Genomic DNA, 16726 nt, shown 5'->3' with positions numbered 1-16726 from the left:
TGGCCCGGGCTGCGTCGCTTCCGCGTGACCGGCACCCGGTGGTCCCCTTGTTTGAGGCAGGTCGTGTGCGGGTGACCAGCCTTCTGTGGTCTCCCTGGTTTGGGTCAGGTCGTGTGTGCGTGACCGGTACCCCGTGGTCCCCCTGGCCCAGGCTGCGTCACTTCCGCGTGACCAGCACCCGGTAGTCCCCCTTCAGGTCCGCCGCCACGACCTTGATCTTCACCCCTGTCCTGGGGTCCTTGAAGGTCTCGCCGGGGGTGAAAGCGGCGTCGGAGAGTTCCGCGTGGACGTTCGGACTGCGGGTGCAGCCGCCGCTGTCCTGGGTGGCGTCCTCGACGGTGACCGGGCCGTGGCCGGTGTCGACTCCGGCGTCGACCCGGTAGATGAGGACGCCGGGCCGGCACACCGCCTCGTCGTTGCCCGCGCGCGTGCGGACCTCGATCGCGTACCCGGTCTTGGCGGTGAGCGGTACGAAGGTGAGCTTCAGGCCGCCCCGGCGGCCGAGCGGGGTGAGGACGTGCTCGCTCGTGCCGTGCGCCGACGCGCAGCTGATCTGGTCGTCCCCGAGCCAGCCGAGCTTCCACTTGTGCCAGCCGAGGAGGTCGTTGTCGGCCCCCCAGTCCTCGCTCATGATGTCCCAGTGCCCGACGGCGCCGCCGCCGTCCTGGGTGTAGAGGTCGGGCAGGCCGAACGTGTGGCCGTTCTCGTGGGGGAGTACGCGGTATCCGGTCTCGGAGTACGAGCCCGAGCCGTCGTCCTGGCGGCTGTAGACGAACGACGCGTTGGCGATCGGGACGCCGTCGGCGACCGGCGCGTCGTGGTTGCCGGCGAACGTCACGGACAGCACCGTGTCCAGGGCCGAGGGGCCGGCGTTCGGGGTGACCAGGATGTTGATCAGGTCGTAGTCGCGGAAGTCCACGTCCGGGTCGGCCTTGGCCACTATGTCGTCGATGAGGTCGCGGTAGCCGGGGTCGAAGGGCGCGCCCCGTTCTATCCCGTACGCGGCGAACGTCTTCGGCATGCGCAGCCAGTGCCGGATCGGCGCCTCCGGGCGGTAGTCGAGCTTCCCGTACGACGCGGTGCGGAACCAGTCCCGGGTCTGCGGGAAGAACTCGCCGAGGCGGTCGAGCGCGGTGCCCTCACCGTGGGCGTCGGGGAAGTCGACCATGAGGTTCAGGGCGTGGACGGTGCCCGTGGAGCGGGCGTAACCCGACTGTGTGGGCACGCCTTCCGACATCTGTACACCCATCGCCCCCTCGATCATGCAGGGGTTCAGCGCGGCCGGCCGGGACCGGGACGTGGAGCCCGAACCGGACGGGGACGGTGACTGTTCCATGAAGCGGCCCGTACTCGCAGAGGTGGTGACGGCGAGGGCCACGGCGGTGAGCCCCGCGAGCCCCGCGCTGCGCCGGGCCCTGCGTATGCGGTGCCGCAATGAGATCGCCTCGCCCTCGGTCCCCGGCAGCTCCGGGAACGGGCTGCGTCCTTCGATCACCCTGTGACGGGGTGTGCCGGGCCGCTCGCTGGGTGCGCCGATCGTGGGTTTCTCGAAGACGTGACTCAGGTCACACGAATGCCGGGAAATAACCGGGGAGGCCTTCCCCGTTTAGCCCTACGTCCGCACGAAACGGGGACTCACTCCCCGGAACGAGCGGGCAACGGAGAATGACCGCAACGTCCGCCGGAAGGAGCCAGAATCGTGAGCGCCGCAGCCACCACCACCGCACCCGCGACGGGGAAGCGCGTGCCCAAGCCGCGTGCCGACGCCCTGCGCAACAGGGAGCGGATCGTCGCCGCCGCTCGCGAGATGGTCGTCGAGTTCGGGGCCGAGGTGCCGATCGACGAGATCGCCCGCCGCGCGGGAGTCGGCAACGCCACGGTCTACCGGCACTTCGCGGACCGCGCCGACCTGCTCCGGCACGTCGTCCTGTCCGTCATGGACAGCGTCACCGAACACGCCGAACGGGCGCTCGCCGTCGCGGACGCCGACCCGGACGCCTCCTTCGGCGCCCTGCGGACGTTCGTGCACGCGGCCGCCGACGAGCGGATCGGCGCCCTGTGCCCGATGCTCACGGCCGGCTTCGACAAGGACCACCCCGATCTGCTGGCCGCCCGCGACCGGCTCGAGGCCGGCACCGAGGGCCTCATGGAGCGGGCCCGCGCGGCCGGCCGGCTGCGCACCGACATCGCCGTCGGAGATCTGATGGTCGCCCTCTCCCAGCTCACCCGTCCGCTGCCCGGCATCGCCTGCCTGGACATCGACCGCTTCGTCCACCGTCATCTGCAGCTGTTCCTCGACGGCCTGATGGCACCGGCCCGCTCGGAGCTTCCGGGTGCGCCCGCGACTCTGGAGGACCTCCGGCAGGCCTGATCCACCCCGCGCCCCGCCGTCGCCGGCTCGTCGGCGGAGCCCACCAGCATCCTCAGCAGCTTCTGTAACGCCCGATATTTCACGCTTATTTGAGACTTGGAGTGCCGTAGTGGCTACCCCCTTGCCAAAAATAGATCTGCCCCAGGCAGACCCCATGCGCTGGAAGGCGCTCGTCTTCATCGCGCTCGCCCAGCTGATGGTCGTGCTCGACGCGACCATCGTGAACATCGCGCTGCCGTGGGCCCAGCAGGACCTCGGCATCTCCGACGGAAACAAGCAGTGGGTCATCACGGCCTACGCGCTCGCCTTCGGCGGACTGCTCCTGTTCGGCGGCCGCATCGCCGACATGTGGGGCCGTAAGCGGACCTTCGTCACCGGCCTGCTCGGCTTCGCCTTCGCGTCCGCGCTCGGCGGCGCGGCCCAGGGCGAGGCCATGATGCTCGGCGCCCGCGCCCTCCAGGGCGTGTTCGGCGCGCTGCTCGCGCCCGCCGCGCTCTCCCTGCTCGCGGTGATGTTCACCGACGCCAAGGAGCGCGCCAAGGCGTTCGGCATCTACGGTGCGATCGCCGGTGGCGGTGGCGCCGTCGGCCTGATCCTCGGCGGCTTCCTCACCGAGTACCTGGACTGGCGCTGGACGTTCTTCGTGAACATCCCGTTCGCGATCATCGCGGCCGCGGGTGCCTACTTCGTCATCCGTGAGCCGGCCGGTTCCCGTAACCGCTCGTCGCTCGACATCCCGGGCGTCGTCCTGTCGACCCTCGGCCTGGTCTCCCTGGTGTACGGCTTCACGCGCGCCGAGTCCAACGGCTGGTCCGACGCCGTGACGGTCGGCCTGTTCGTGGCCTCCGCCGTGCTGCTGCTCGGGTTCGTCTTCACCGAGTCCAAGGTCCGCTCGCCGCTGCTGCCGCTGCGCGTCCTGCTCGACCGCAACCGCGGCGGCGTCTACATGTCGCTCGGTCTCGCCGTCATCTCGATGTTCGGCCTGTTCCTCTTCCTGACGTACTACCTCCAGGTCGTCCGCGGCTACTCGCCGGTGACCACCGGCTTCGCGTTCCTGCCGATGATCGTCGGCATGATCACGGGCTCCACGCAGATCGGCGCCCGGCTCATGACGCGGGTCCCCCCGCGGCTGCTCATGGGCCCCGGCTTCCTGGTCGCGGCGCTCGGCATGCTGCTCCTGACGCAGCTGGAGATCGACTCCTCGTACCCGTTCCTGATCCTGCCGGCGCAGCTGCTGCTCGGCCTCGGCATGGGTACGGCGTTCATGCCCGCCATGTCCCTGGCCACGCACGGTGTCGAGCCGCGTGACGCCGGTGTCGCCTCCGCGATGGTCAACACCTCGCAGCAGGTCGGTGGCGCCATCGGTACGGCCCTGCTGAACACGATCGCCGCGTCGGCGACCACCGCCTACGTCGCCGCGCACGCGGCCGGCGCCACCAACGCCAAGCTCCTCCAGGCGCAGGCCATGGTGAACGGCTACACCCACGCCATCTGGTGGGCCGTCGGCATCCTGGCCGTGGCGGCGACGATCGCCCTCACCCTCATCAACACGGGTGTCCCGGGCAGTGCCGCCCCGAAGGCCTCCGGCTCCACGGAGGACGCGCAGGACGAGGTGCAGATCCCGGTGATCGCGCACTGACCCCGTAGAAGACCCGGGGCACTACCGGAGCCAGGGGAGATCCGCCCCCGCCTCCTTCGGCTGAAGTCCCTCGGCGACGATCCTCATGATCTCGCCGAGGGACTTCTGCTGTTCCGGGGAGAGTCGGTCGAAGAGCGCCTGCCGGACGGCGGTGACATGACCCGGCGCCGTCCGCGTCAGGACCTCGTGCCCCTCGTCCGTGAGGCACGCCAGCTGGCCGCGCTTGTCGGAGGGGCAGTCCTCGCGGCGCACCCAGCCGTTCTTCTCCAGGCGCGCGACGGCGTGGGAGAGGCGAGAGCGGGTGATCTTCGCGTTCATGGCCAGCTCGGTCATGCGCAGACGCCGGCGCGGCGCCTCGGAGAGCTGGACGAGCAGCCCGTAGTAGATGTGCGGCATGCCCGCGTCCCGCTGGAGTTGGCGGTCGAGGTGGTCCTCCAGCAGCGTGGTCGCATGGAGATACGCCTGCCAGGTGCACTGTTCCTCGTCCGAGAGCCAGCGAGGGGCTTGGGTGGGTCCCGTCGTCATGGGTCCACTGTACGTACCTCCTTCTTGAAGATTAAACAACCCGGAGCTACTCTGTTGGCATAGCTTGAGACTTCAAGTAATCCAGGGTCACGTCATCCAGGAGTGTCGCCATGCGTATGCCCGCCCTCTATCTCAGCCACGGCGCGCCGCCGCTCGCCGACGACGACCTGTGGACCGGCCAGCTCGCCGCGTGGTCGGCCGAACTGCCGCGCCCCAGGGCGATCCTGATGGTCTCCGCGCACTGGGAGGAGGCCCCGCTCGCCCTCGGCGCCACCGAGACCGTGCCGCTCGTCTACGACTTCTGGGGCTTCCCCGAGCACTACTACCAGGTGCGGTACGGGGCCCCCGGCGCCCCCGAACTGGCCGATTCCGTACGGAAGCTGCTGCGTGGGCCCGGCACCCCGGTCCAGGACATCCCGGACCGCGGCCTCGACCACGGCGCGTACGTCCCGCTCGTCGAGATGTACCCCGGAGCCGACATCCCGGTCCTGCAGATCTCCATGCCGACGCTCGACCCGCAGAAGCTGATGGACATCGGGCGCAAGCTCGCGCCGCTGCGTGACGAGGGGGTCCTGATCGTCGGCTCGGGCTTCTTCACGCACAACCTCGCCGCGCTGCGGCAGGGCGGCATCCCGGCCTGGTCGGCGGAGTTCGACGACTGGGGGCACCGCGCCCTGGAGAGCGGCGACGTGGACGGTCTGCTCGACTTCACCCACAAGTCCCCGGCGGGTGCGCTGGCGCACCCCCGGACCGAACACTTCGCGCCGCTGTTCGTGACGATGGGGGCGGCGGACCGGGCCGGCGAGCTGGACGCGCAGCGGAGCGTGATCGACGGGTTCTGGATGGGGCTGGCGAAGAGGTCCGTGCAGTTCGGGTAGCGAGTGGCCGGGCCCCCAATGGGCGGAGGGAGGGGGCGGGCGCACTCGGCCGCGTCGCTCAGCTCCCGTTCAGCGGCTTCTCGTACCAGGCCACGTCCCAGTAGCGGTCGAACTTGCGGCCGACCTCGCGGTACGTGCCGACGTAGGTGAAGCCGAATCGGGTGTGCAGGCGGACCGAGGCGTCGTTCGGCTGGGTGATGCCCGCGTACGCGCGGTGGACGTCCTCGCCCGCGAGCGCCTCGAAGAGCGCCTTGTAGAGCTGGGTGCCGATGCCGCGGCGGCCCGCGTCGGGCGCGCAGTAGACGCTGACCTCCACCGAGGTGTCGTACGCCGCCTTCGCGCGGAAGGGGCCCGAGGTCGCGTAGCCGAGGATGCGGCCGGAATCGCGTTCCTGGGCAACCAGCAGCAGGTGCCGGCCGTCTTCAAGGTGGGAGAGCAGCCAGGGACGGCGCTCCTGCGGGGTGAAGACGGTCGTGTCAAAGGTGATCGGCGTCTCACGCACATAGTGGTTGTAGAGGTCGGTGAGAGCGTCGAGATCCGCTTCGCCGCCTGGCCTGACCAGCACTTCTGTGGACTCCGTCACGCTGTGGACCTCCCTGTGTCCGGCCGGTGGCGGCACAGGGTACTGCATGATCACGAAAATCGATGGTCCGCTTGGGAATTCTGTCCGGATTCCAGTCGTTGTTTCCATCGGATGCAGGGCACCCGGGAGGGTGTGCCGGGCACCACAGGACCACAGGACCTGTCCACCGCAGGCCCCCGCCCACCATCGCAAGGGAGCACGCATGGCAACCCGTGCCGTCGCCCGTCGTAAGTCCGCCGTCTCCGGCGAGACCGACGGCGCACGCAGTGTTCGCGCCGTAGGCGGCGAGATCGCCGACCGCGACCTGGTCGGCATGTACCTCGACGAGATCGCGCGTACACCGCTGCTGGACGCCGCCAAGGAAGTCGAACTTTCCCAGACCATCGAGGCGGGCGTGTACGCCCGGCAGATCCTCGACGGCGAGGCGGAGAGCGAAGCCGCGGGCAAGGCGTCCCGCGAGGAGCTCGAAGCGCTCGTCGCCGCGGGTGAGCGGGCCAAGGACGTCTTCATCAAGTCCAATCTGCGCCTGGTCGTGGCCGTCGCGCGCCGTTACCCGAGGAGCGGTCTTCCGCTCCTCGACCTCATCCAGGAGGGGAACGCGGGCCTGGTGCGCGCGGTCGAGAAGTTCGACTACCGCAAGGGCTTCAAGTTCTCCACGTACGCGACGTGGTGGATCCGGCAGGCCATCACGCGCTCGATAGCCGACCAGTCGCGCACCATCCGGCTCCCCGTCCACCTGGTGGAGGAGCTGGGCCGTATCCGGCGCGTGCAGCGCGAGTTCAACCGGAAGAACGGGCGGGACCCCGAGCCCGAGGAGATCGCCGCCGAGCTCGAGTCCAAGCCCGAGCGCGTCGTCGACGTCCTGGACTGGGCCCGCGACCCGGTCTCGCTGAACATGCCGGTGGACGACGAGGGCGAGACCCAGTTCGGCGACCTCCTGGAGGACACGTCGGCCGTGTCGCCCGAGCAGTCCGTCCTCACGCTGCTGCGCAGCGAGGAGCTGGACGACCTCATCGGACGCCTCGACCAGCGCACGGCGTCCATCATCAAGATGCGGTACGGGATCGACGACGGCCGTGAGCGCACGCTCACGGAGGTCGGCAAGGAGCACGGGCTGACCCGCGAGCGGATCCGGCAGATCGAGAAGCACGCTCTTCTCGAGCTGAAGAAGCTGGCTCGGGACACCGGGTTCGATGCCGCCGCGTGAGGTTCCGGGGGCGCTGCCCCCGGACCCCCGCGCCACGCGCCTTCGAGCAGATCCTCAAGCGCCGGACGGGCCGGATATGACCGGCCCGTCCGTGGCGCGGGCCAGACGGCTGCTCAACTCTCTGAGATAGTCCGCCAGTTCATCGGGCCCGTGCACCGTGAACTCGCAGTCCACCAGCGCGAGCCGCAGCGCCAGCCACTCCACGGAGTCGGTCGCCGTCGCGCGCAGCCGGCAGGTCCCGTCGGGCCGCGCCTCGGGCGCGCCCAGCGCCGAGGGCAGCCGCGCCACCACGAAGTCCGCCGGCGCTTCGAACGTCACGTCGATGTCGTACGAGGGCCGGCCGCGCCCCGACATGGACCTCCGCAGATACTCCGCCGCGTCCCCCGTCGGCAGCTCCCGCGGCGCGAACCGCGCGCCCGTGGCGAACGGCTCCTCGACCCGGTCCACGCGGAAGGTGCGCCAGTCGTCCCGGTCGATGTCGTACGCCACCAGATACCAGCGCCGCCCCGTCGACACCATCCGGTACGGCTCCGTCAGACGGCGTGACTCCGTGCCGTCGCCCGAGCGGTAGCGGAACCGCAGCCGCTCCTGCCCCGCCGTCGCCGAAGCGAGCACCGTGAGCGTCTCCGTGGCGATGGACGCGCCGTCCCCGCCGGTCAGCGGCATCGTGGCGGCCTGGAGCGTGGAGACCCGGTGCCGCAGGCGCGAGGGCAGCACCTGCTCCAGCTTGGCGAGGGCCCGTACGGACGCCTCCTCCACGCCCTCGACGGCATGCCCCGCCCCGGCCCGCAGGCCGACCGCGATGGCCACCGCCTCCTCGTCGTCCAGGACCAGCGGGGGCAGTGCCTTCCCCGCGACCAGGCGGTAGCCGCCCTCCGCGCCCATCGACGCCTGCACGGGGTAGCCGAGATCACGCAGCCGGTCCACGTCCCGGCGCACCGTGCGCCGGGACACGCTCAGGCGCGCGGCGAGCTCGCCGCCGGGCCATTCGCGCGGGGTCTGGAGCAGGGAGAGCAGTTGAAGGAGCCGTGCCGGGGTGTCGGTGGTCATGGTGCGTCCCCTCTCGTTCGCGTCCCGTCATCGTGTCCGTCCCGCTCGCGGCGCCCTCGCTCGTGGCTTTCGCGGCGCATTCGTTATCGGGAGATTCCAGGGTGCGCGCCATGTAGGACACGGTGTGACCTACATGCCTCCTAGTCTCCCCGTATGACTTCACCCGTGACCACCCCCGACAGGCGACGCTGGTTCGCCCTGGCCATCGTGATGACCGCCGCCTTCATGGACCTGGTCGACGTCACGATCGTCAATGTCGCGATCCCGTCGATCCAGCTGGACTCGGGCGCCACCTTCAGCCAGATCCAGTGGATCACCGCCGGGTACGCGCTCGCGTTCGCCGCCGGCCTGATCACCGGCGGGCGGCTCGGCGACATCTACGGCCGCAAGCGGCTCTTCCTGATAGGGATCGCCGGCTTCACGCTCGCCTCGGCGCTCTGCGGCTTCGCCGCGAACCCCGAGATGCTGGTCGCCTCGCGCATCCTCCAGGGCGGCATGGCCGCGATGATGGTGCCGCAGGTCCTGTCGATCGTCCACGCCACGTTCCCCGCCGAGGAGCGCGGCAAGGTCTTCGGCCTCTTCGGCATGATCGTCGGCCTGGGCGCGGTCTCGGGCCCGCTGCTCGGCGCGCTGCTCACCGAGTGGAACCTGTTCGGACTCGAATGGCGCCCGATCTTCCTGATCAACCTGCCGGTCGGCATCGCCGGACTGCTCCTCGGCCGCAAGTTCATCAGCGAGTCCAAGGCACCCCGCGCCCTCAAGCTCGACCTCGTCGGCGTCGTCCTGGTCACGCTCGGCCTGCTGATGCTGCTCTACCCGCTGACGCGCGGCCGCGAGCTGGGCTGGCCCGTGTGGGGTTACGTGGTGATGGCGGCCAGCGTCCTCGTCTTCGGCGCGCTCGTCGCGTACGAGAAGTACAAGGCGCGGCGCGACGGTTCGCCGCTGGTCGAGCTGTCCCTGTTCAAGGTGAAGAGCTTCGCGGCCGGTATCGCCGTGCAGGTCGTCTTCGGTGTCGCGCTCGGCGTGTTCTTCCTGGTGTGGACGATGTACATGCAGGTCGGCCTCGGGTGGACGCCGCTCCACGCGGGCCTGACCGGGGTGCCGTTCTCCATCGCCGTGTCGGCGGCGGCCGGGATGTCCGTGCAGAAGCTCGTGCCGCGGTTCGGGCGCAAGGTGCTCCAGACCGGCGCGCTGGCGATGATCGCCGGACTGCTGATCTACATCTGGGAGGCCGGGCGCTACGGCGCCGGGATCACGTCCTGGCAGATGGCGCTGCCGCTCGTCGTGATGGGCGTCGGCATGGGCCTCATCGTCGCCCCGCTGACCGACGCGGTGCTCTCCGACGTGCCGCGCGAGCACGCCGGTTCCGCGTCCGGGCTGATCAACACCACGCAGCAGATGGGTACGGCGCTCGGGCTCGGCCTCGTCGCCGTGGTGTTCTTCGGGACGATCGGCGACCACCTCGCGCCGGCCGAGGTCGGGCAGGCGTTCACCGACGCGTTCCGCAACTCGCTCTGGTACGTCGTCGGCGTGCTCGCCGTGATCTTCCTGCTGATGTTCGCGCTGCCGGGACGGCCCGCGCAGCATGTCGAAGGGGGCGCGCAGGACGCGGACCCGGAGGCCGGACCGGTCGAGAAGGCGCCGGAACTGGTCTAGTTCCCGCGGGATTCACCAGGGGCGGGCCCCCGCGCAATGGCGCGGGGGCCCGCCCCTTCCGTTTCAGCTCGTCGTTCAGCCGGCCGTACGGATCTCCGCGCGGCTCGCCTTCGTGTCCAGGGCCTGGAGCACCGCGCGAGGGTTGCCGCCCCGGACGACCGCCGAGCCGATGTCCTCGCGGATCGCGGCGCGCACGTCGGGCCAGGACGCCTGGTTCACCGGCTGGAACTCCGCCCGCGGCATCTGGTCGATGAACTTCCACAGCGGGCGCTGCGCCGGGTCGGAGCGGAGGGTGTCCGACGCGGACGCCGTCACGGGCAGCGCCGCCTGGCCGCCCCCGTACGTCCGGGCCGACTTGCGGCTGTAGAGGTACGTCAGGAACTCGCCGCACTCGGTCTTGCGGCCGTTCTGCTTGAACGCGAGCAGCCAGTCGCTCAGCCCGACCGGCGCCGCCGCGCCCCCGTCCCGCTGCGGGAACGCGGCGTGCGCGTACGGGACCTTCGCCCGGTCGGCCGCGTTCATCAGGACCGGGTGGGCGATCATCATGCCGATCTGCCCGCGCAGGAACTGCTCGTACGCGGCCGTCCGGTCGAGGAGCTGGGGCGCGGCGCCGGCCAGGCCCTCGCCGGCGAGGCGGTCGCGCAGCCAGGTCAGCGTCGCGATGTTGCTGTTGGTCGCGAAGTCGTAGCCGGTGACGCCCGCGTAGGTGCCGCCGCCGGCGAGCAGCCAGGCGAGCGCCTCGTCCTCGGCGGCCTCGGGACCGAGCTGGAGCCCGTACGGCGTCTTCACGCCGAGCGCCTTCAACGCCTTTGCCGCGGAGTGCAGTTCGTCCCACGAGCCGGGCGCGGAGACGCCCGCGCGCTCGAAGAGCGCCGTGTTGTAGAAGAGGCGTGGGGTGCTCGCCATGAACGGGATGCCGTACTGGACGTAGTGCGCCGTGCCCGCCTGGGCGAACGACTGCGTGAAGTCGGCCTGGGTGGGGATGTCGAAGAGCTCCGACACCGGGTAGAGCTTGCGCTGCTCGGCGAATGTCGCGAAGACGTTGGACTGCGCGATGTCGGGCGCCTTGCCGTCCTTCACCCGCTGGGCGAGGGTCCGGTCCAGCTTGGCGAACGGGATCCGCTCGACATGGACCGTGACGTCCGGCTTCACCTTCTTGTACGCCTTGACGACCTGGTCCCACTGGTCGCCGATCGAGGAACCGACGCTCTGGTCGTAGCTCGCCACCATCAGGTCGAGGGAGGACTTCGACGAGCCGGAACCGCAGCCGCTGAGCCCGTAGGCCGCGGCGCCGGCGAGCCCGGCCGTCTGAAGAAGGAAACGTCGCCGCCGCACTGCTCTCGCCCACCCCTTGGTTGCACGCCAGATCGGTGGCAGATTCTGCCATATAGGCATACCATGACTTCATGCCCGGTAGCTCTACGACTGAGACGCTGACGGAACGACGCAAGGCCGCCACCCGCCTGGACATCGCCCGCACGGCGGCGGCGCTCTTCGCACAGGACGGCCTGCGCGCCACCCGAGCCGAGGACATCGCCCGCGCCGCGGGGGTCGCCCCGCGCACCTTCTACCGCTACTTCGCGACCAAGGAAGAAGCGGTCGCCCCGCTCCTCGCCGCAGGAGCCCAGCAGTGGGCGGAGGCCGTGCGCGACGCCCCGGCCACGCTCTCCGTGCCCGAGGCGCTGCGGCACGCGGTCGCCCGCTCGCTCACCGCGGAGGACGCGGCGAACGTGGAATCCCTGGAGTGGGTCAGGTCCCTGCTGCGCATGGCGGCGGAGAGCCCGGCGCTGCAAGCGGTGTGGGGCACCGCCTGCCACGCGTCGGAGGCCACGCTGCTGGCGGTCCTCGAGGAGCGGATGGGGGGCGGGGGTGACACGGGGATACCCCCGTCGCTCGCTCTGCGCATGGCCGCCGGGGTCGCGTGCACGGCCATTCGCGTAGGCGTGGAGACCTGGGCCGCGAGCGACGCCCCCGCCGGCGGCGAGCTCGGGCCCGCGTCGCTCGCCGCGCGGTGCCTCGCGTCGCTCGGCGACTTCCCGTGGGCCCCGGCCTAGCCCCCGCCCACGCCCGCACCCCCTGAACTCCCCTGTTCCACCCTCGACTTCTTCTGGAGCACCCATGAACAACCTCACCGGCAAGACCGTCCTCATCACCGGCGGAGCCCGCGGCATCGGCGCCGAGACAGCGCGCCGTGCCGTCGAGGCGGGTGCCAACGTCGTCGTCACCGACGTCCTGGAGGACGAGGGCAAGACCCTCGCCGAGGGGCTCGGTGAGCGCGCCCGCTTCATGCGGCACGACGTGACGTCGGAGGAGGACTGGACGGCCGTCGCCGCGTTCGCCACCGCCGAGTTCGGCGGGATCGACGGCCTGGTCAACAACGCGGGCATCTCCACGGGCCAGCCCCTGGAGACGGAGACCGTCGAGCACTTCCGCAAGGTCCTCGACATCAACCTCACCGGCGTCTTCATCGGCATGAAGACGGCCATCAACGCGATGAAGGACAACGGCGGCGGCTCCATCGTCAACATCTCCTCCGCCGCCGGCCTCATGGGCCTCGCCCTCACCGGCTCCTACGGCGCCTCGAAGTGGGGCGTGCGCGGCCTGACCAAGCTCGCCGCGGTCGAACAGGGCACGGCGAAGATCCGCGTGAACTCCGTGCACCCCGGCATGATCTACACCCCGATGACGGCCCAGCTCGGCATCCAGCAGGGCGACGGCGGCTACCCGAACACCCCGATGGGCCGCGTCGGCGAGGCGGAGGAAATCGCCAAGGCGGCCGTGTTCCTGCTCTCGGACGACTCCTCGTACGTCACCGGCGCGGAGCTCGCCGTGGACGGCGGCTGGACCACGGGCCCGACGGTCAAGTACGTGATGGGTCAGTAGGCGCCGCGGGTGCCGCAGGCACGGCAGGTACCCCCCGAAGGGCCCGGTTCTCCGCGAGGAAGCCGGGCCCTTCGGCCTGCACGGCTACGGCGGCGCTCGCCGACGCCGCCGAGTACGGGGCACGGCCCCGGCACCCCCCGGCGTTCGCTACTGGGTCGGTCGTCCGAACCGTTCGTGTCATTCGGGCCGAACGTCGTTCAGACTGTCGACGATGGTCACCGACGGCGGATGTGCAGGCGCAGGCACTTGAATGAGAATGGGGACATAGACCATGTCGCCGTGCCTGAACTCGGCCTTTGCTGAAAATCGGTAGCAGGTGATCTCGTTCGGACTGCTGCGCGCCGCATAGCACCGAAGCGTCGACTTCGTCGGAGCTACCTGCGACTTCTGCGACAGGGCACCTGATTCACTCGCTGATGCGCTCCATTCGCCGAGCGCGAAACAGCACGAGGCCGCAGCGACAATGCCGGCACTTCGCAATGCCGTCTTCTTCATCCTCATCACCCCGAAATCTGCGAGTGAACTGAGTTGTTCTATCGTCCCACGCCGGCAAGAGCCGCGCGAGGCGCTGCGGGTCCGTCACGCGTGAAAGTCCGTCAGGGACTTCGGCAGCGTCCCTCACGGATCGCACGACCTTTGGTAAGGATCTTCGGCGTGCGCACCGGTCGGGTGACGGTCGTGAGCCGGTTGCAGGCAGGGCCTTCAGGCAGTGGTTCGGGACGTCCGAGGTCTCAACTCCCTTTGCTCGCAGTCACGTTGATTGCCTGTTCTGTCGCGTCGCCGAGCACGACTGTGCCGGCGATGGCGAACGGGAAGACGGCCGCAAGGCCAGACGGAACGGAGTGGACATCCGGTCCGTCATCGACTCCGCGGGCGATCTGATTCCCCACTCGTCGGCGGCGCCCGGGCGCACGACTGAAGATTCTAGTAATCAATTCACATCGGGTGGCGATCTGACACGCCGGGTCGGCGCCAACAACTTCCCCGGCAGGATGCTGGGTTAGACGTCAAAAGAGATGAATGGGTGATGTTCACGGCGACACTGACCGCTTGGGTGGGGTCCAGCCTCCGGCATGTGAGTTTTTATCTAGCATGCAGCCCTGCATCGATATGTGAGCTTGCACAGCTCAGAGTCCGAGGGGAAGAACCTTGCGCAGAATCCAGCACGTTCTGATCACCGTCGCCGCAGTGGGAAGCTTCGCTGTTGCGGGAATGGGTGTCGCTCACGCGGACACCTCGAACAGCTACAACGGCCCGTCCTACAACTTGAACTTGATTAGCTTGCTGGGAGGCCAGACACCCCAGACCCCTCAGACTCCTCAGACACCCCAGACTCCTCAGACGCCGCAGACTCCTCAGACGCCCCAACTGGCGCAGACGTCGACTGCAGCCACGCGGGTGGACGCTCCCCCGAAGGGCTCCGGGGATGAGGCGAAGAACCCGCCGAACACGCCCAACACGCCGAACACGCCGAACACGCCGAACACCCCCAACACGCCGAACACGCCGAACACCCCCAACACCCCGAACACCCCGAACACCCCCAACACCCCCAACACCCCGAACACGCCGAACACCCCCAACACCCCGGGCCTCGTGAAGGCCATCACCGCGCTGCTGCAGCCTGGGGGACTTCTCTGAGACCTGACGCCGTAAAGATGGGGCAGCGCAACCTGTTGTTGCGCTGCCCCATCTTTATTTCTTCGGTGACGTCAACCCGGGGTGTTCGGGGTGTTGGGCGTGTTGGGGGTGTTGGTGTTGCCTCCGCCACCCGGGGTGTTGGGCGTGTTGGGGGTGTTCGGAGTGTTGGTGTTGCCTCCGCCACCCGGGGTGTTCGGTGTGTTGGGGGTGTTCGGAGTGTTGGTGTTGCCTCCGCCACCCGGGGTGTTCGGTGTGTTGGGGGTGTTCGGAGTGTTGGTGTTGCCTCCGCCACCCGGGGTGTTCGGGGTGTTGGGGGTGTTGGGGGTGTTGGTGTTGCCTCCGCCACCCGGGGTGTTCGGGGTGTTGGGGGTGTTCGGAGTGTTGGTGTTGCCTCCGCCACCCGGTGTGTTCGGGGTGTTCGGGGTGTTGGGAGTGTTGACTCCGCCCCTGCCACCCGGTGTGTTCGGGGTGTTGGGCGTATTCGGAGTATTGACTCGGCCCCTGCCCGGGGTGTTCGGGGTGTTGGGCGTGTTCGGGGTGTTGACTCGGCCCCTGCCCGGCGTGTTGGGGGTGTTCGGGGTGTTGGGGGTGAACCGGTTCCTGCCACTCGGGGTGTTGGGGGTGTTCGGGGTGTTGGGGGTGAACCGGTTCCTGCCGCTCGGGGTGTTGGGGGTGTTCGGGGTGTTGGGGGTGAACCGGTTCCTGCCACCCGGGGTGTTGGGGGTGTTCGGGGTGTTGGGGGTGAACCGGTTCCTGCCACCCGGGGTGTTCGGGGTGTTCGGGGTGTTGGGGGTGTTGACTCGGCCCCTGCCCGGAGTGTTGGGGGTGTTCGGGGTGTTGGGCGTGTTGACTGTGCCTCCGCCACCCGGTGTGTTCGGGGTGTTGGGAGTGTTCGGGGTGTTGGTCCCGCCTCCGCCACCCGGTGTGTTCGGGGTGTTGGGAGTGTTCGGGGTGTTGGTCCCGCCTCCGCCACCCGGTGTGTTCGGGGTGTTGGGAGTGTTGGGAGTGTTGGCTCCGCCTCCGCCACCCGGTGTGTTCGGGGTGTTGGGGCTGTTCGGGGTGTTGGTCCCGCCTCCGCCACCCGGTGTGTTCGGGGTGTTGGGAGTGTTGGTCCCGCCTCCGCCACCCGGTGTGTTCGGGGTGTTGGGAGTGTTCGGGGTGTTGGCTCCGCCTCCGCCACCCGGTGTGTTCGGTGTGTTGGGGGTGTTGGGTGTTGGCACAACTGCGGTGCTCTGGGTCGTGGATACAGCCTCTGCGCTGGCTACGCCAACAGATGCAGAGAGCAGGGCTGCGGCGCAGGAGGCTCCTGCGATACGCGCGATCCTATTTCGAGCAATGAACATGGGAGACCTCGCCCTCGGTTTCCAACCAGGTGAACCGTCCCACTGGGCGGCTGGCATTTCGCCTAAAAATGGAGTGCCCGAATATTCGCTTGGTGAATATTCGACGCTGAGAGGTTCAAAGGGGGTTACCACTTCCCGGAGGAGTTGGCGAGGATGTCGGATTTGGATCTGGGGTGGGTGGCTGCGCCCTGCCAACGGCGTACACAACCACACTCTGGGGCAGCGGATTCTCCGCGCCGACCGACGCCGCTGCTGTGGCGAGCAGCGCGATGACATGCGAACCCGCCGGCTGCATGCAGTACGTGCTCGCGAGCGCCGACCATGGCTTGAGGATCCTTCTGAGAGCCGATCCTCAAGTGGAGTGCCGCAGGGAAAGTGATTCTTCAATACGTGGAATCACACCCTCAGAGGCATTTCACTCCAGGCGTTCGCCTTGACTGCCACTCACATATGCAGCTTAGTCCAGAGGTTGCGGCTCGACCACTCGAGTGACTTTGAGGTGTGAATCCCGTACGACATCCGCTGCCTACTCAGTTGGATTTGTCGCGATAGAGGAATGCAGATGGCTTCATCTGCGGCCACCGCCACAGCGCTTTGGCCGTGCGAGAACAGGGATTTCCCCAGACGGGGGAGCCGCAACCATCCGTTGCCCGGCGCCTTCCCTGTCCATATCAGCCATGGCGCTGGCCATACATTCACACTAGCCCCGGCGCGACGTCTACGCAGCTTGCGGCATGCTCTGCCCTGTGCATGAAGGCAGTTCCGGCCGACGGGCACCGCAATGACAGCATCGAGCTGCTACCCCTCCTCGACGCGATTCCGCGAGCCGGCGGCTTGTCTCATCCCGTGAAGTGGCGATGTGGAGGTTGTGACTCCACAGGTCGCGACGACGACCGGCCGCCCGGCGCGCTGCCGAAGATGCGGGTCCGACTTGCGAGAGAAGCTTGGGG

At 69.0% G+C, this 16726-nt stretch carries 15 protein-coding genes; 8 read left to right on the top strand and 7 right to left on the bottom strand.

Annotated elements, in window-relative coordinates; translation table 11 throughout:
- Positions 1-157: 157 nt before the first annotated feature.
- The gene (locus LGI35_RS20525; protein ID WP_227300402.1) at positions 158-1435 is read right to left on the bottom strand and encodes a M6 family metalloprotease domain-containing protein; all 1278 of its coding nucleotides are present in this window, start codon (positions 1433-1435) and stop codon (positions 158-160) included.
- 264 nt (positions 1436-1699) lie between these two features.
- On the opposite strand from LGI35_RS20525, the gene LGI35_RS20520 reads away from it, so the two are divergent.
- Both LGI35_RS20520 and LGI35_RS20515 read left to right on the top strand, forming a co-directional pair.
- Positions 1700-2371, top strand: coding sequence for a TetR/AcrR family transcriptional regulator (locus LGI35_RS20520; protein ID WP_376567990.1), 672 nt, complete (start codon positions 1700-1702; stop codon positions 2369-2371).
- A gap of 154 nt (positions 2372-2525) precedes the next feature.
- Positions 2526-4010, top strand: coding sequence for an MFS transporter (locus tag LGI35_RS20515; protein ID WP_227295265.1), 1485 nt, complete (start codon positions 2526-2528; stop codon positions 4008-4010).
- 21 nt (positions 4011-4031) lie between these two features.
- Here LGI35_RS20515 and LGI35_RS20510 read toward each other — a convergent pair whose 3' ends face one another.
- Positions 4032-4535, bottom strand: a complete 504-nt coding sequence (locus LGI35_RS20510; protein ID WP_227295263.1) for a MarR family winged helix-turn-helix transcriptional regulator — start codon at positions 4533-4535, stop codon at positions 4032-4034.
- Between the two features lie 116 nt (positions 4536-4651).
- Between LGI35_RS20510 and LGI35_RS20505 the strand changes: the two genes are divergently transcribed.
- Positions 4652-5413 (top strand): dioxygenase family protein, encoded by a 762-nt coding sequence (locus LGI35_RS20505; RefSeq protein WP_227300398.1) that lies wholly within the window; start codon positions 4652-4654, stop codon positions 5411-5413.
- Between the two features lie 58 nt (positions 5414-5471).
- On the opposite strand, the gene LGI35_RS20500 is transcribed toward LGI35_RS20505, so the two are convergent.
- A complete protein-coding gene (locus LGI35_RS20500; RefSeq protein WP_376224582.1) occupies positions 5472-6044 on the bottom strand; it encodes a GNAT family N-acetyltransferase in 573 nt (190 codons plus the stop codon).
- Between the two features lie 154 nt (positions 6045-6198).
- Between LGI35_RS20500 and LGI35_RS20495 the strand changes: the two genes are divergently transcribed.
- Positions 6199-7203, top strand: a complete 1005-nt coding sequence (locus LGI35_RS20495; RefSeq protein WP_116512489.1) for a sigma-70 family RNA polymerase sigma factor — start codon at positions 6199-6201, stop codon at positions 7201-7203.
- 54 nt (positions 7204-7257) lie between these two features.
- On the opposite strand, the gene LGI35_RS20490 is transcribed toward LGI35_RS20495, so the two are convergent.
- Positions 7258-8253 carry a helix-turn-helix transcriptional regulator gene (locus tag LGI35_RS20490; RefSeq protein ID WP_227295260.1) on the bottom strand — a complete coding sequence of 332 codons (996 nt, stop codon included), beginning with the start codon at positions 8251-8253 and terminating at the stop codon, positions 7258-7260.
- A gap of 153 nt (positions 8254-8406) precedes the next feature.
- Between LGI35_RS20490 and LGI35_RS20485 the strand changes: the two genes are divergently transcribed.
- Complete coding sequence (locus LGI35_RS20485; RefSeq protein WP_227295259.1) at positions 8407-9909, top strand: MFS transporter; 1503 nt, start codon at positions 8407-8409, stop codon at positions 9907-9909.
- A gap of 75 nt (positions 9910-9984) precedes the next feature.
- Here LGI35_RS20485 and LGI35_RS20480 read toward each other — a convergent pair whose 3' ends face one another.
- Positions 9985-11244, bottom strand: coding sequence for an extracellular solute-binding protein (locus LGI35_RS20480; RefSeq protein ID WP_227295257.1), 1260 nt, complete (start codon positions 11242-11244; stop codon positions 9985-9987).
- 71 nt (positions 11245-11315) lie between these two features.
- Between LGI35_RS20480 and LGI35_RS20475 the strand changes: the two genes are divergently transcribed.
- Positions 11316-11963 carry a TetR family transcriptional regulator gene (locus LGI35_RS20475; protein ID WP_227295255.1) on the top strand — a complete coding sequence of 216 codons (648 nt, stop codon included), beginning with the start codon at positions 11316-11318 and terminating at the stop codon, positions 11961-11963.
- Positions 11964-12027: 64 nt separating this feature from the next.
- Positions 12028-12792, top strand: coding sequence for a glucose 1-dehydrogenase (locus tag LGI35_RS20470; protein WP_227295253.1), 765 nt, complete (start codon positions 12028-12030; stop codon positions 12790-12792).
- Positions 12793-12969: 177 nt separating this feature from the next.
- On the opposite strand, the gene LGI35_RS20465 is transcribed toward LGI35_RS20470, so the two are convergent.
- Positions 12970-13287, bottom strand: a complete 318-nt coding sequence (locus LGI35_RS20465; protein ID WP_227295252.1) for a hypothetical protein — start codon at positions 13285-13287, stop codon at positions 12970-12972.
- Between the two features lie 860 nt (positions 13288-14147).
- On the bottom strand, positions 14148-14399 hold the full coding sequence (locus LGI35_RS20460) for a hypothetical protein (protein ID WP_227295250.1): 252 nt from the start codon (positions 14397-14399) through the stop codon (positions 14148-14150).
- A 115-nt stretch (positions 14400-14514) separates the two neighbouring features.
- Here LGI35_RS20460 and LGI35_RS20455 point away from each other — a divergent pair, with 115 nt between their 5' ends.
- Positions 14515-16155, top strand: a complete 1641-nt coding sequence (locus tag LGI35_RS20455; protein WP_227295248.1) for a hypothetical protein — start codon at positions 14515-14517, stop codon at positions 16153-16155.
- Positions 16156-16726 lie beyond the last annotated feature (571 nt).

Source organism: Streptomyces longhuiensis (assembly GCF_020616555.1).
Taxonomy (GTDB): Bacteria; Actinomycetota; Actinomycetes; order Streptomycetales; family Streptomycetaceae; genus Streptomyces; species Streptomyces longhuiensis.
The sequence above is the reverse complement of the archived record's forward strand: the minus strand, read 5'-3'. Positions and strand labels throughout refer to the sequence as shown.